Annotated in this window: 14 protein-coding genes; 9 read left to right on the top strand and 5 right to left on the bottom strand. The window is 71.2% G+C overall.

The window, feature by feature from the left end:
• Positions 1 to 244: 244 nt before the first annotated feature.
• The 3 genes from VF092_14615 to VF092_14625 all read right to left on the bottom strand — a co-directional run bounded on the left by VF092_14615 (position 245) and on the right by VF092_14625 (position 3,686).
• Positions 245 to 1,423 (bottom strand): bifunctional oligoribonuclease/PAP phosphatase NrnA, encoded by a 1,179-nt coding sequence (locus VF092_14615; GenBank protein ID HEX6748527.1) that lies wholly within the window; start codon positions 1,421 to 1,423, stop codon positions 245 to 247.
• Positions 1,424 to 1,629: 206 nt separating this feature from the next.
• Entirely contained in the window at positions 1,630 to 3,288 is a 1,659-nt protein-coding gene (locus VF092_14620; protein HEX6748528.1) for an EAL domain-containing protein, read from the bottom strand.
• Positions 3,285 to 3,686, bottom strand: a complete 402-nt coding sequence (locus VF092_14625; protein ID HEX6748529.1) for a response regulator — start codon at positions 3,684 to 3,686, stop codon at positions 3,285 to 3,287. The genes VF092_14620 and VF092_14625 overlap by 4 nt, the downstream gene beginning before the upstream one ends.
• Positions 3,687 to 4,210: 524 nt before the next feature.
• On the opposite strand from VF092_14625, the gene VF092_14630 reads away from it, so the two are divergent.
• Complete coding sequence (locus VF092_14630) at positions 4,211 to 4,627, top strand: hypothetical protein (GenBank protein HEX6748530.1); 417 nt, start codon at positions 4,211 to 4,213, stop codon at positions 4,625 to 4,627.
• Positions 4,624 to 6,039 carry an amidase gene (locus tag VF092_14635; GenBank protein HEX6748531.1) on the top strand — a complete coding sequence of 472 codons (1,416 nt, stop codon included), beginning with the start codon at positions 4,624 to 4,626 and terminating at the stop codon, positions 6,037 to 6,039. Before VF092_14630 ends, VF092_14635 begins: the two co-directional genes overlap by 4 nt.
• 337 nt (positions 6,040 to 6,376) lie before the next feature.
• Here the strand turns inward: VF092_14635 and VF092_14640 are convergent, their stop codons facing one another.
• Complete coding sequence (locus VF092_14640; GenBank protein ID HEX6748532.1) at positions 6,377 to 6,661, bottom strand: hypothetical protein; 285 nt, start codon at positions 6,659 to 6,661, stop codon at positions 6,377 to 6,379.
• 16 nt (positions 6,662 to 6,677) lie between these two features.
• Complete coding sequence (locus VF092_14645; GenBank protein ID HEX6748533.1) at positions 6,678 to 7,292, bottom strand: DsbA family protein; 615 nt, start codon at positions 7,290 to 7,292, stop codon at positions 6,678 to 6,680.
• 152 nt (positions 7,293 to 7,444) lie between these two features.
• Between VF092_14645 and VF092_14650 the strand changes: the two genes are divergently transcribed.
• The 7 genes from VF092_14650 (at position 7,445) to VF092_14680 (ending at position 14,527) form a co-directional block, all read left to right on the top strand.
• Positions 7,445 to 8,320 carry an alpha/beta hydrolase gene (locus VF092_14650; GenBank protein ID HEX6748534.1) on the top strand — a complete coding sequence of 292 codons (876 nt, stop codon included), beginning with the start codon at positions 7,445 to 7,447 and terminating at the stop codon, positions 8,318 to 8,320.
• Positions 8,321 to 8,358: 38 nt separating this feature from the next.
• Positions 8,359 to 9,024, top strand: a complete 666-nt coding sequence (locus VF092_14655) for a hypothetical protein (protein HEX6748535.1) — start codon at positions 8,359 to 8,361, stop codon at positions 9,022 to 9,024.
• 482 nt (positions 9,025 to 9,506) lie between these two features.
• Positions 9,507 to 10,805 carry a tetratricopeptide repeat protein gene (locus VF092_14660; GenBank protein HEX6748536.1) on the top strand — a complete coding sequence of 433 codons (1,299 nt, stop codon included), beginning with the start codon at positions 9,507 to 9,509 and terminating at the stop codon, positions 10,803 to 10,805.
• Between the two features lie 553 nt (positions 10,806 to 11,358).
• A complete protein-coding gene (locus VF092_14665) occupies positions 11,359 to 13,311 on the top strand; it encodes an acyl-CoA dehydrogenase family protein (GenBank protein HEX6748537.1) in 1,953 nt (650 codons plus the stop codon).
• A gap of 259 nt (positions 13,312 to 13,570) precedes the next feature.
• On the top strand, positions 13,571 to 13,789 hold the full coding sequence (locus VF092_14670; GenBank protein HEX6748538.1) for a hypothetical protein: 219 nt from the start codon (positions 13,571 to 13,573) through the stop codon (positions 13,787 to 13,789).
• 148 nt (positions 13,790 to 13,937) lie between these two features.
• A complete protein-coding gene (locus tag VF092_14675; protein ID HEX6748539.1) occupies positions 13,938 to 14,270 on the top strand; it encodes a hypothetical protein in 333 nt (110 codons plus the stop codon).
• Positions 14,267 to 14,527, top strand: coding sequence for a hypothetical protein (locus tag VF092_14680; GenBank protein HEX6748540.1), 261 nt, complete (start codon positions 14,267 to 14,269; stop codon positions 14,525 to 14,527). Before VF092_14675 ends, VF092_14680 begins: the two co-directional genes overlap by 4 nt.
• Positions 14,528 to 14,806: the final 279 nt, after the last annotated feature.

Below are 14,806 nucleotides of genomic sequence, written 5' to 3' on the forward strand. Positions count from 1 at the left end.
CTGATCCCAAGCTGACGTCATCCTGAGGCCGGCCAGACCGTAATCAGCGTCTGCGCAAGCGTTTGCAGGCCGAAGGATCTATAATCGCGGCAGCACGAGATTCGGTGGGACGCACCTATACTTCACCCGGAGTTGGTATCACTCACATCCTCCAAAAGCAGTTGAAGCCTCGCGCGGTTTGCGAGGCTTTCCATTTTCCTGTAGCCGCGGGTTTACCCGCCTGCGATCCCCCGGCGTCGCCGACTCACCGCTCCTCGTCGTCCTCCGCGTCGCTCGCGCGGGCGAGGACGTAGTCCAGGTCCTCCACGCCCGCGGCGCGGAAGAGCTTGCGGCGGATGCGGCGGTCGTAGAGCTGCCACTTGAGCCGCTGCTGCTCGCCGTCGTCCTCGTCGCCCGTCAGGAAACCGCAGTCGATCTCGAACCCGCCGGCGCGGGTCCGCCCCCCGCCGTACGGGCGGCCGCGCATGTCCTCGCCCAGCGCGTCCTTGAGGAAGCGGTCCACCCGCAGCGTCAGCTTGTTGGTGCGCAGGGAGCCGGAGATGGCCTCGCGCCCGTCGTCGCCCGCCAGCAGGCCGTAGACGATGGCGGTGTGAACCTGGTCCTCGCTCAGCAGGAAGTCGGCGGCCTGGGGGATGGCGTCGCGGTCGGCCCAGCGCACCGCGCCCACGCCCGCGATGGAGAAGCCGTTGCGCACTGTCCGCCCGCCCAGCGCCTTCTCGATCACCCGCAGCGTGGCATGCGACTTCTGCACGCACAGCACCTTCTCCAGCAGGTCGCTGTCCATGAAGCGGCTCAGGTACGCCGCCGCCTGGTACTCGGGCGGCCCCGCGCGCACGAAGCCGTCGCTTTCGCTGTGCAGCCCGTGCATCAGCGCCGTGGCCAGCCGCACGTGCGACTCGTCGGCCGGGTCGAGCTTGAGGATGGCGCCGCTCTGCACGTACTCGGTGAAGATGGTGGCGGCCGCCCCCAGCGGCCGGATGTCGCTGAAGATGGGGTCGAGCAGGTCCTGCGGGTCGTGGTGGTCGATCACCGCCAGCGTGGGGATCCCCTTCGCCTTCAGCCGCTCGGTGAGGCGGGTGGTGCTCCCCTGGTTGTCGACGAACACCGCCGCCGCGTAGCGCTCCAGGTCGACGTCCGCGTCCAGCCGGTGGAGGTTGATCTCCAGCAGGTTGACCAGCGCCAGGTTCTCGGGATGGCTGATCTGCCCGTCGTACACGATGTCGCTGGAGATGCCGAACATCTCCGCGATCTCCCGGTACGCCATGGCGCTGGAGATGGCGTCGGGATCGGGGAAGTCCTGGATGGCCACGATGTGGCGCTCGCCGCGGCGCGCGTCGAGGAGGCGGGCAAGCTGCTCCACCGGCGGCGCGGGCATGCCGCCCACCGGCGCATCCTGTACGGAAGATTGGGGTTCGACGGACATGTCCTCTCAAGCGTCTGGATCGGGGCGCGGTCCTGACGAGACGATGCAGCGCGCGAGCCGCGTGCCAGCGCCGTAGCGACGGCGGGACGCGACTGCGGCTGTGTCCTCGAATGTCTGAACCACGGGCCTCACGCGGAGGCGCGGAGAAACCCATCCCGGCGATGAGTTCTCCGCGCCTCCGCGTCTCCGCGTGAGACTCTGGCTCGTCAGGCCTTCGCCGGCGGGGTGCGCGACTGGCCATCGTGGAAGAGGAAGCCCTGGGTCAGGTGCACGCCGATCTGCTTGACCGTCTGGTACTCCTCCTCGCGCTCCACCCCCTCGGCGATGACCTTGATCCCGTGGTCGTTGGCGAACTGCACCATCGTCTCCACCAGGTTCTGCTTCATGAAGTTCGTGTCGATCCCGCTGATCAGCGAGATGTCGAGCTTGATGAAGTCGGGCGCCAGGTTGGCGATGCTCCCCAGCCCCGCGTAGCCGCTCCCCGCGTCGTCCACCGCGAAGCGGAAGCCGCGCTCGCGGAACTCCTGCAGGTAGCCCTGGAACGTCGGATAGTCCGTGATCGCCGTCCGCTCGGTGATCTCCAGCACGATGCGGTCGGGATGGGGAACGTTCAGGTCCTCGTCGTCCAGGTAGCGGAAGGTGGGGTCGCGGAAGTCGTGCGGGTCGATGTTCAGGAAGAGGAACTGCCCCGGCGCCAGCGCGGTGTCGATCCCCTCCACGGCCTTGCGCCGGCACAGGCGCGAAAGCTCCCAGATGAGGTTGGCCTCCTCGGCCACGCCGAACAGCACCTCGGGCGAGCGCAGCCCCCGGTGCGTTCCCCGCGCGAGCGCCTCGTAGCCATAGACCTGCTTGGTCTCCGTCACCACGATGGGGTGATAGACGATGTAGACCGCGCCCTCGCGGATGGTTTCCTTGAGGTCGGCCACCTTCCGGCTGCGCTCGCGGCTCTCCACCCCGCGCGCGGCGGCCGCCGCCTCGCGGATGCCGCGGTAGATGATGCGCTCGGGGCGGATCTTGGGGTTGCGGAAGAGGGTGGCGGAACCGACGTAGATCTCGAACAGCCCGGCCACGTCCTCGCCGTGCGCCGCCTCGAGCCGCCCGCGCACGTGCTCCTCCAGCTCGCGGGCGATCTCGTTGATGCGCCGCTCCGCCTCGCCCACCGCTTCGGGGAGATCGGTGAAGAAGATGAAGTCGTCGTCGCCGGTGTGCGAGACCATGAGCATGTTCTCCTCCTCGCCGCGGCGCGCGTCGTAGAAGTCGCGCACGGCCGCGGCGGTGGTCTGCAGCACCTCGTCCAGCTTCTCCCAGCCGTAGATCTCCTCGAGCTTGCTGTAGCGCACGAACTCGATGTACAGCACGGTCATCCGCCCGCGCCGCTCCAGCAGCTCGCGGCCGCGCTCCAGCATCACCGGCAGCGTGGGAAAGCCGGTGTAGCGGTCGTAGAGCAGCTCCTCGTAGCGGAGGTGGTCGGCCAGCTCGCCGGGCGGCTGGTCGCCCAGCGAGCGCGGGCGGAAGCCGAGCGACCACAGCCGGGCGTGCAGCTCGTCGGGCGTGGCGGGAAGGAGGAGCCACTCCTCCACGCCGCAGCGCACGGCGCGGCGCACGTCCTCCTCGCCGCGGCAGGCGGCGACGAGGGGGATGCCGCGGGCGCGGGTCTCGTCGCGCACGCTGGACAGCAGCTGCGCGCGCATCTCGAACACCACCGCGTCGGGGTGGGTGCGCAGCACGGGAACGAGCTGGTCGGCGTTGTCGGCGGCCGGCCACTCGCCCGCGTTCACCGTCACCACCTCCGCCCCCAGCCGGGCCCCCGCCGCGGCCAGCGCCTCCTGCAGCCCGGCGTCGCCGGCGTATCCGACAATTCTCACGCCGCGCTGCCCCGCGCCGCCAGGTTGCGCTCGACCTTCTCCAGCAGGTCCTTGAAGTCCACCGGCTTCACCACGTAGTCGTCGGCCCCGGAGCGCAGCCCCTCGAACTTGTCCTCGTAGGCGCCCTTGGCGGTCACCATCACCACGCGGGTGGTGGCGCCCAGCTCGGGGTGGTTCTTGATGGTGCGGCACACCTGCCAGCCGTCCATCCCGGGCATCATCACGTCCAGCAGCACCAGGTCGGGCCGCACCTGCTCCATGCGGGCCAGCGCGGCACGGCCGTCGGAGGCCAGGGTGACCGCGTAGCCGCGGGACTCCAGGAACGCGCGCAGGATCTCCACGTTGTCGGGATTGTCGTCCACGACCAGGATGGTGCCCTTCGATTCGTCGGCGGCCAAGGTGATCCCCCCTCGCCCGTGATCGGGCCCGGCGGACGGTGGTGTCGGGTCGATGCGCCGCCCGCCTTTCCGGGCCCGCGCCAACCGTTCGCGGCGGGCAAGAAGTGAGCCACCTCCCCGCTCGCCGACACGGCGGAAGTGTAGTCGATACAGGCGTTTGTGCAAGGTAGATGTTCCGCGATTCGCCGAGTTTTCGACGGGCGGCTGAAGCCGCGGCTGGAACATTGGGAAGCCTGCTGCGCAGGCTGCGGCCGCGGGCTGCGGTGCGGGATGGCGGCCACCCGCGCGGCCGCATCGTCCGAGTGCAGTTGAAGCCTCGCGCGGTTTGCGAGGCTTTCCAACGTTCCAGCCGCGGGTTTACCCGCCTGTCCAAATCTCACCGCCACGTCCGGATCGCCCGCTCGTCCGGATCTCTCCCATGCGATGGGATGAAATTGGCTCGCTTGCGGGGTCTCGGGCGCGCGCGCAGGTTGATCTCCATCTCCTGGATACAATCCGCCGAACGCCCGTTGGGAGGAGCCTGCATGCCCGAGGAACCTTCGCCCCTGGATCTCCCCACCACGCGCCGTCAGTTCGCGAAGGCGGCCGCCCTCGCCGTGGCGGCGCCGGTGCTGGCGCCGCTGGCCGGGTGCTCGTCGGCGCCCGGGCCGGCGCCATCGCCCGCGCCCGCCGCCGGTCCCGTCGCCGCGCCGGCGGCCCCGGTCGCGCCGTCGGCGCCGCCGCAGCAGGGGCAGCAGCAGGCGCCCGACCCCGTCTCCATCCACCTCACCGAGGCGCTCAAGGTGAAGTACCGCGACCGGCTGACCGAGGCGCAGTGGGAGGAGGTGCGCAGGGGGATCGAGGGGAATCTGCGCGCCGCCCGGGCGCTGCGGCAGTTCGAGATCCCCATCCAGACCGAGCCGGCGTTCACCTTCCGCGCGTACCGCGGGGGTGACCGATGATCCCCACGGAGACGCTGTTCCAGCCCGTCTCCGCGCTGGCGGAGGGGATCCGCGCGCGGCGGCTGGACCCGGTGGAGCTGGCGGAGGCGTACCTGCAGCGGCTGGAGACGCTGGGGCCGCGGCTGAACGCCGTCGTCACCGTCACCCGCGAGCGCGCGCTGGCCGAGGCGCGGGCCGCGAAGCGCGAGATCGCCGCCGGGCGCTGGCGCGGGCCGCTGCACGGCATGCCGTACGGGGCGAAGGATCTCATTGCGGCGGAAGGCTATCCCACCACCTGGGGCGCACAGCCGTATCGCGAGCAGCGCTTCCCCGACGCGACCGTGGTGGCGAAGCTCAAGGCGGCGGGCGCCGTCCTCGTCGCCAAGCTCGCGTCCGTCGAGCTGGCCGGCGGGATGGGCTACGAGCAGGCGAACGCCAGCTTCACCGGGCCAGGGCGGACGCCCTGGAACCCGGAGTTCTGGAGCGGCGGCTCGTCCAGCGGCCCGGGCGCGGCCGTCGCCGCCGGGCTCGTCCCCTTCGCCATCGGCTCGGAGACGTGGGGATCGATCGTCACCCCGGCCGCGTTCTCGGGCGTCACCGGCCTGCGCCCCACGTACGGCCGCGTCAGCCGCGCGGGGGCGATGGCGCTCAGCTGGACGATGGACAAGATCGGCCCGCTCTGCCGCACCGCCGAGGACGCCGGGCTGATCCTGCAGGCCATCGCCGGGCCCGACCCGGCGGACCACAACTCGGCGGACCGGCCGTACCGCGCCTCGCTGGCGCTGCCGCGCGGGCGCCGGCCGCGCATCGGCGTGCTGAAGGGGCTGGCGGAGGGATCGCAGGCCGAGGTGAAGCGCAACTTCGAGCGCTCGGTGGAGGTGCTGTCGGGCTTCGCCGAGATCGTGCGCGACGTGACGCTGCCGCGGTTCCCCTACGGCGCCGCGGCGGGGGTGATCATCGACGCGGAGGCGGCCAGCATCTTCGAGGAGCTGGTGGACAGCGGGCGCGTGCACCAGCTCACCGCGCCCGAGGACCAGATCGGCGGCTACCCCGGCCAGGTGGTGTTCGCCAGGGACTACCTGCGCGCGCTGCGCATCCGCACCCCCGCCGCGGTGGCGATGGACCGCTTCTTCGTGGAGGGGGGATTCGACGCGGTCGTCCATCCCACGCGCCCGACCGTCTCCTTCCCCGTGGGGAAGAAGTTCAGCGAGGCATACAGCGACCTGGCCGGCGGCGGCGAGCCGATCAGCGGCGCGGCGAACCTGCTCGGGCTCCCCGGCATCGCGCTCCCCAACGGCTTCGGGCGCGACAACCTGCCGACGTCGCTGTCGCTCACCGGCCGCGCGTGGGACGAGCAGGTGCTGGTCGCGCTCGCGCACCAGGTCCAGCAGCGCACCGACTTCCACAAGCGCACGCCGCCGGGCTTCGGGTAATCACGCAGCGGGAAGGATTTCTGACGATGAACGATGCATTCAGGCCAGCATGTCATTCCGAACGGAGCCGCCGCACCGGCCTTTCCACCGCACCGGCGGTTGGCGGCTCCGTGAGGAATCTATGATCCGCACACGAGCGACAGGCGGCTTCCTGCTCGTACGCAGGCCACAGATTCCTCGGGCTGCGGCCCACGGAGCGGACGCAGGATCGGCCTGGCCGCCCTCGGAATGACAGCCTTCGCGGTGTGCACGGCCATCTTCCAAACCGGGATGACACAAGGACGGGGCGAGATCACCGCCGTCTCGCCCCGTCCTTGTCGTGGCATACGCCGCGGCGCTACTCGCGCGGCGGGTCGCCCCACTGGTAGGGGAGCTGGTTCATCAGGTAGCGCACCACGCCGTCGACCTTCGAGGTGCGCAGCCGGTCGGTGCGGATGGTGACGACGGTGGACGGGCCGTGGCGGTGCGCCTCCAGCGTCACCGTGCCCTCGCCGCCGGTGTAGGTCACGCGGTGGGCCGTTTCCTCGCTGCGCTGCAGCTCGGCGCGCTCGGTCAGGATCTCGTGCGCCTTGGCGAGAACCTCGCGCGTGGGGAGCACGGTGCTCCGCTCGTAGTCGGACATCTGTCGTTATCCTCTGCTATCGTTCCGGAGAGGGACGATCGCCCCCTCCCTGCTTCCGTTCCAGCAGCGCCCGCAGCTCGGCGTACGGCAACGCGCCGGTGACGAGCTCCGCGTCGGCCCCCGCGCCCACCACCAGCGCCGGCACCGCGGCGATCCCCAGCCGCCGCGCCAGCGCCTCGTCGGCCGCCACGGCGCCGCTCAGCGAATCGACGTCCAGCACCACCTTCAGCTCCGTGGCGTCGAGCCCCAGCGCCGCGCCCAGCTCCACCAGCACGTCGATGCGCCCCACGTCGCGCCCGTCGCGGAAGTACGCGGCGAAGACGGCCTCGCGCATCTCCCGCTCCACCCCGCGCGCGGCGGCGAACTTCGCGGCCTCGTGCGCCTTGCGCGTCCGCGGCATCGCCCCCGGCGCGGCGAGCGCGATCCCCAGCTCGTCAGCCAGCGGGCGCGCCGCCGCGATCTCGTCGGGCAACGGCGCGGCGGGGAGCGCGGCGCCGGCCGGGTACAGCTCGAAGGCGGCGTAGCGCGGCGCGGCCAGTCCCTCGCCCTCCAGGCGGCGCAGCGCGGCCTCGGCGACGTGGCAGAACGGGCTCGTGAAGTCCGTGAACACCAGCACCGGCACGGCCGCCATGCGCCACGTCAGCGGGATCGGGAGATCGGGTCTCGGGCGGCGCCCAATCTGCCGCCGCGCGCGGCGCGCACGCAAGCGGCGGCGCGGCCCCGCACTTGCCCCGCCCCGCATCTTCATCTCCATCTTGTCCTGTAGATGACGGGAGGCGGCGTATGGCGGAGGCGTGGGCGCACCACGAGGCGGTGGTCAACAACGTGCGGCTGCACTGGGTGGAGCAGGGAGACGGCCCGCTGGTGGTGCTGCTGCACGGCTTCCCCGAGTTCTGGTGGGGATGGCGCCGGCAGATCCCCGCGCTGGCCGCGGCGGGCTTCCGCGTGGTCGCGCCGGACATGCGCGGCTACAACCTGAGCGCGAAGCCGCGCGGCGCCAGCAGCTACCGCGTCTCCATCCTGCTGGAGGACGTGGCCGCGCTGGTCCGCCATCTGGGCGCGGAGCGGGCGCATCTCACCGGCCACGACTGGGGCGGCGTGGTGGCGTGGCACGCGGCCATGCGCCGCCCGGAGATCGTCGGCCGGCTGGCGATCATCAACGCGCCGCACCCCACCATCTTCGCGAGAGAGATGCGCCGGCCGCGGCAGTTCCTGCGCGCCTGGTACGCCATGGCCATCCAGCTCCCCGCCCTTCCCGAGGCGGCCATCCGCGCGGGAAACTTCAGGGCCCTGGAGCGGCTCTTCCGCGGCACGGCCACCCCCGGCGCCTTCAGCGACGAGGACATCGCGCGCTACAAGGAGGCGCTGCGCCGCCCGGGCGCGCTGACCGCCGCGCTCAACTACTACCGCGCCTACCGCAGCAGCCTCGTGCGGCGGATGGGGACGAAGAAGAAGCGCCCGCGGCGGATCGTCGAGTCCCCGACGCTGGTGATCTGGGGCGAGAAGGACCGGGCGCTCGACCTCCACAACCTCGACGGGCTGGAGCGTTACGTCCCCGATCTCCGCGTCGAGCGGCTCCCCCACGCCAGCCACTGGGTGATGGCGGACGATCCCGAGCGTGTAAATTCGCTGCTGATCGAGTTCTTCAGGGGAGATTGACCCGCCGTGCATCCCCGCCGCACGCAATCGGCTCGACGATGACAGAACCGACGGAGGAAGGCGATGCGATCCCGATGGGCGGGATGATGCCGGTCCCCGCGCCCGCACGGCCGCGGATCCGGCGCGAGCTGGCGCGCAAGGCGATCCACGTCTCCTCCGCCGTGCTGCCGCTGCTGGTGTGGGTCGCGCCGCGGTGGCTCGCCCTGGCCGTCCTCCTCCCCGCCGCCGCCGTGGCGATCGCGGTGGACTCGGCGCGGCTGCGCTGGCGGGCGCCCCGCTACTGGTTCCTGCGCTACACCCGGCGGATGCTGCGCCACCACGAGCGCCGCCGCTTCGCCGGCGCCACGTACATGGCGGTGGCGTACGCGCTGGCCGTGCTCCTCTTCCCCCGCCCCATCGCGGTGATGGCCATGCTGTTCAACGGCTTCGGCGACGCGGCGGCGGCGCTGGCCGGCAAGCGGTGGGGCCGCCGGCGGACGCGCTGGGGAAAGAGCTGGGAGGGCTTCGCCGCGGGGCTGGCCGTTAACATCGGCGTGGCGGGACTTGTCACGTGGTTGGATGCTGGTGTGCCGCTCGCCGCGGCGGCCGCGGGCGCCGCGGCCGCGGCCACCCTCGAGTTCCTCGATCTTCCCGTCGACGACAACGTGCGCGTGACGCTGGGCGGCGGCGGGGTGGCGTACCTCGCCGCGCGCCTACTCGGCTGAGCCTCGTTGCGGCTCACGTTCAGAGAAGGGCGGGACTGTGAGAATCCGCCGATTTTCTCCATCTCCGATCTCCCTACATCCGGCGCGGAAACGACGGTATGGACGCCGCTTCGCCGCGGCTGGCGCCCCGGGCGCGGCATCTCCGGTGGTAGCGTTTCCACCAGGACGAGGCGGAACAGTTGTGGGGGATAAAACCGCGCGGCGTCAGGGAATCACGCAGTGGGGCGAGCCGGTGCACCCTGTAGCAGCGCCCCGCCGCGGGCGCATCGCCGCACGAACCTCTGGCGATACAGGAGCGCCAAGCACATTATTCATTCACACGCGTAAATAGCCACTTCCCCGCCAGCGCTCCCTTTGCGCCGGGCGTGGAGCACGATGCACATCGGTGTGCATCGTGGCGGTATCTCAGCCTCTACGCGGGTCCGGCGTACCCCCAGGGCGGGCGCGCCGGCAGCATCCACATCCTGTCGGAGCCCCGTCGAATGGCCGTACCACAACCGGGAACGCCCGCGCGCAAGCCGCGCCGCCGCTGGCGGTGGCACGTTCCGCCCGCGCTGGTGCACGGCAACGAGACGCTGGAAGGCACGGAGATGCTGGACGAGTTCTCCGGGGCCGTCGGTCTGGCGCTGTGGCAGTCCATGCGCGACGTGACGCTGTGGGCGGGCGGCCGCGAGCCGGCCGAGCGCGCCGAGCTGTTCCAGGAGGGCGCGCACGAGCAGCGCCTGCGGCAGCTGGACCAGGCGGGGGTGGACGCCGCCATCGACGCGCCGCTCAGGGTGCTGGCGCGCATCTCGGCCGAGCCGGACAGGATCACCGAGGAGGAGATCCTGTCCGCCTGCCGCGACGTGTCGACCTGGGCCGACGCGCAGGAGAAGCTGGCCACCGCCATCGCCTTCTCGCAGGCGGGCGCGCTGGCGGCGCCGACCAACGCCGCGGCGGGGTTCCGCGTGGGGCAGCTGGCGCGGCGCAAGGCGGAGTACGCGCGCGCCGAGAGCTGGTTCCGGCGGGTGATCGGGCTGGGGCGGCAGGCCAAGGACTGGGCCAGCTACTCCGAGGCCTTCCTGGGGCTGGGCGAGCTGTACGCCCAGCGCGGCAACTTCCCGGCGGCGCGCCGCTTCTACATCCGGGGCCTGCGCGCCGCGCGGCGCCACGGGATGCGCGACATCCAGGGGCGGGCGCTGCACGCGCTGTTCATGACCGTGGTCGACACCCGCCCCGAGGAGGCGCTGGAGTTCGCGCGGGCGGCGTTCAAGGCGTACGGGCCCACGCACTCGCGGCTGCCCACGCTGGCGCGCGACCTGGCGTACTTCTGGATGACCCGCGGCCGCTTCGCGCAGGCGCTGGCCGTGTTCCAGGCGCTGGCGCCGCACCTGGCCACGCCGGGCGAGCGGATGCTGAACACCTCCGAGCTGGGCCGCGCGGCGGGCGGCGCCGGCAGCCGCCCCGACTTCGACCGCGCGTGGGACGAGATCTGGAGCTACGCGGGCGAGTGGCACTCGCGCCCCAGCGCCTCGCAGGCGCTGCTCGACCTGGCGCGCGGCGCGGCCAGCCTGAAGGACTGGAGCCGGGCCGAGCGCGCCGCCAGCACCGCGCGCGACGTGGCCACGCGGCGCGAGGAGAGCAAGGTGGCCATGGAGGCCGAGACGGTGCTCGACCAGGTCTCGCGCAAGCGCGGCCTGGAGACGGCCACCGAGCCCGCCGGCGGCGAGCAGGAGGAAGCCGACACCGAGGGCCTGGCCGCCGACCTCCTCCGCACCCTCACCTCCGTCGGCCGCCGCTAGGATTCGGTCGGTCTACATCGAACGAGCCGCCGCTCCGGGATGCGAATCCGGAGCGGCGGTTCGGTTTTCTAGAAGAGCAGAATTTGGGCGTGTTGGGCGCTGAGACGCCCAAACGGGCTGCGCGCGCCGTAGGGCACGATACGACTGTGCCCAACCGCGCCGGGCGCGCATCCCTCACGCAAGGTATGTCGCCGCGCTGAGTTCTCCCCTCCCCTGCGCAGCGGGGGAGGGGCCGGGGGAGGGGGCCAGCCGGCGGCCGCGCGAACCTGTCGCTCATCCGCACCGTCGTCACCCAGACACTGAGTTCCGGGCACTGGGCACTGGGCACTGGGCACTGGGCACTGGGCACTGGGCACTGGGCACTGGGCACTGGGCACTCAGCACTCAGCACCCAGCACTCCACACACTCCTCCCGAACACCGTAAACCCCTTGGCACGATTGCAGCTATTGCGTGAGTGGGGCTCACTTCTACGTTTCATCATGGAGCATCCGGCGGGTGCCGGAAATCCGCGTGGCGAGTACCCACAACCCATTGGCCAGGAACGGTTTTCGATGAGTGACCAGAACGCCCGGAACGCGCCGAGCGAACAGGAGTCGCGCGAAGTCGCCGAGGCCGCGCGCGAAACCGAGTGGACCGCGCCGAGCTTCGTCCGCGAGCTGTTCCTCGGCAACTTCCGGCTTGACCTGATCCACCCCTATCCCCGCCAGGCTCCCGAGGACAAGGCCAAAACCGACGCCTACATGGCCAGGCTCCGCGCCTTCCTCGACGAGAACGTCGACTCCGACGAGATCGACCGCACCGGCGAGCTCCCGCCCGAGGTGGTGCAGGGGCTGCGCGACCTGGGCGCGTTCGGCCTCAAGATCCCCGAGGAGTACGGCGGGATCGGGCTCAGCCAGGTGGGCTACGGCCGCACCATCGGCATGGTCACCAGCAAGGACGGCAACCTCACCGCCCTCCTCTCGGCGCACCAGTCGATCGGCGTCCCCCAGCCGCTGAAGATGTTCGGGACGCCCGAGCAGAAGAAGAAGTACCTCCCCCGCCTGGCCAAGGGGGCCATCTCCGCCTTCGCGCTCACCGAGCCGGGCGTGGGCTCCGACCCCGCCGCGCTCTCCACGACGGCGACGCCGACGGAGGACGGCGAGGCCTTCATCCTCAACGGCGAGAAGCTGTGGTGCACCAACGGCACCGTGGCCGAGCTGCTGGTGGTGATGGCGCGCACCCCCAACAAGGTGAAGAACGGCAAGGAGATCCCCCAGATCACCGCCTTCATCGTGGAGACCGACACGCCCGGGGTGGAGATCACCCACCGCTGCCGCTTCATGGGCCTGAAGGCGCTGCAGAACGCGGTGATCAGGTTCGACAACGTGCGCGTCCCCCGCGAGAACATCCTCTGGGGCGAGGGGAAGGGGCTCAAGCTGGCGCTGATCACGCTGAACACCGGCCGGCTGACGCTGCCGATGAGCGCGGCGTACGGGGCCAAGGTGGCGGTGGAGGTGGCGCGGAAGTGGGCCGCCGAGCGCGTGCAGTGGGGCGCGCCCATCGGCAAGCACGACGCCGTGGCGCAGATGCTGGGCGCGATGGCGGCCGACGCGTTCGCCATCGAAAGCATGGCCGAGCTCTCCAGCGCGCTGGCCGACCAGGCGCGCAACGACATCCGCCTCGAGGCGGCCATCGCCAAGCTGTGGACGACGGAGATCAGCTGGCGGATCATGGACGACCTGCTGCAGATCCGCGGCGGGCGCGGCTACGAGACCGCCGACTCGCTGGCCGCGCGCGGCGAGGTGCCCATCGCGGTGGAGCGCGCGTTCCGCGACTCGCGCATCAACCGCATCTTCGAGGGCTCGTCGGAGATCATGCGCCTGTTCATCGCCCGCGAGGCGGTCGACACGCACCTGAGCGTGGCGGGCGACCTGATCAAGCCCGGCATCTCCACCGGCCAGAAGCTCGGCGCGATGGCCAGGGCGGGCGCCTGGTACGCCGGCTGGCTGCCGAAGCGCTTCTTCGGCGGGGGACAGATCCCCGGCCACTACGGCGAGTTCGGGCGCAACGCGAAGCACGTGCGCTACGTCGAGCGCACCTCGCGCAAGCTGGCGCGCAACATGTTCTACGCCATGGGCAAGTACCAGGCGAAGCTGGAGCGCAAGGGCCACCTGCTGGGCCGCTTCGTGGACATCGGCGCCGAGCTGTACGCCATGAGTTGCGCCTGCGTGCGCGCCCAGGACATGCGCGACGGGCCCAACGGCAAGGAGGCGGCGATGCTGGCGGACGTGTTCTGCCGCCGCTCGCGCCTGCGCATCCGCGAGCTGTTCGGGCAGCTGTGGGACAACGCCGACGACCCTACCTACAAGCTGGCGCAGGACGTGATGAAGGGCCGCTACGCCTTCATCGAGGAGGGGGCGATGGCCACCATCCCCGAGCACACGCTGGCGCCCAGCGCGCAGCCGCCGGTGGAGCGCAAGGTGACGGCCGGCTCGCCGCCCGAGCGCGTCGGCGCGAGCGGCTGACCGCCTTCGACGGACGACGGACGGCCCCGCGGCGGATGGATCGCCGCGGGGCCGTTCTCGTTCCGGGGATTGGTTGACGCATCCATCCCGATCCCAGGCTGACGTCATCCTGAGGCCGGCCAGACCGTAAGCAGCGTCTGCGCAATCACTTGCAGGCCGAAGGATCTATAACCGCGGCGGCACGCGATTCGGTCGGACGCACCGATTCTCCACCCGGAGTCAATATTACCTACCTTTCGGCTGCCCATGGAGAGGCGAGATGAGCGAGACCCTATTCCTTACCCTGACCGACCAGCTCGCGGCCGACCTGGAGTCGTTCGCGAGAGCCGATGGGATGACGCGCGAGGAACTCCTCCTTAGCGCGATTCAGCAGTACGTCGCCGAGCGCAAGTTCGACGCGTTGCGGTCTCGCGTGATGCCGCAGGCCCGCAGGGCGGGATTCTCGACGGACGACGACGTCTTCCGCTCGATCTCGTAAACCTGGCGCTCGACAACACACAGCGGCCCCGGCGATTCGTTCGCCGGGGCCGCCGTGCTGCTCCACGTGCGATCCCGCCCCGGCACGGATCGTGAAGCCACGCATTGCCGCAACTGTAGTGCGGGCAAGCACATCCAGAGGAGGAGCGATGGCTGGGAAGCGACCGGACCAGTACCAGATCGCGCCGGGCGAGGCGGGCGCGTCGGACTACAAGAACCTCCCCGAGGTCGGTAAGGGGAAGTCGGGCGAGGACGACACCGTGACCCGCGACAAGCAGCGGGTGGCCGGCAGCGTGGGCGGGGGCGGCGGGCCCGGACAGCACTTCTTCGACCCCGACCACCCGCAGCCCAGCCACGACTCCGGCGTCCACGCGCGCGAGGGCCACGGCGAGCACGGCGGCGGGATGCAGGCCTCCGAATCGCCGAGGGAGCGCGAGGAGCAGGGGAGCGAGGACCCGCGCGACCGCGGGGTGGGCGCATGAGCCCCGGCGGCCCCGGTCCGCGCGAGGAGCGCGGCACGGCGGAGGGCTCCCGCCGCCACCCGCCGCACGTGGACGTGAACGCGCAGGGGCAGCCCGTCCAGCAGTCGTCGCAGAACCCCGACGACGTGCCGACCATGCCCGCCAACGCGCACGGCCGCGACCACGCGCCCGGCGGCGAGCAGCCGCACACCATCGACGAGGCCAGCATGTACGACCGGCGCCCCGAGGAGGACAAGGACCACCGCGCCGGAACGTGATCGGCTGGATACAGTCTGTTGACCTCTTTCACGCGGCCCCGTGACACTCCGGGGCCGCGTGGCCGTTCTCATCGCTCTCTTGTATCACTCTGCGGTGGGGCGATCTCCCGCGCGCGGGGCGGGTTTTCGCCGCCGGAAGCGGCCGGTGTGGTGTATCAGGAGATGGAGATCCGTGGCCGCAGGTACAACGTTTGCGGAGCCTACAAAGACCCTTGACCCCTATATCTTGGGGTACTACCTTGCTGCTCCCGCTACAGATAGTACTTCCCCGAGAGTTTT

It is taken from the genome of Longimicrobium sp. (assembly GCA_036377595.1).
GTDB lineage: Bacteria > Gemmatimonadota > Gemmatimonadetes > Longimicrobiales > Longimicrobiaceae > Longimicrobium.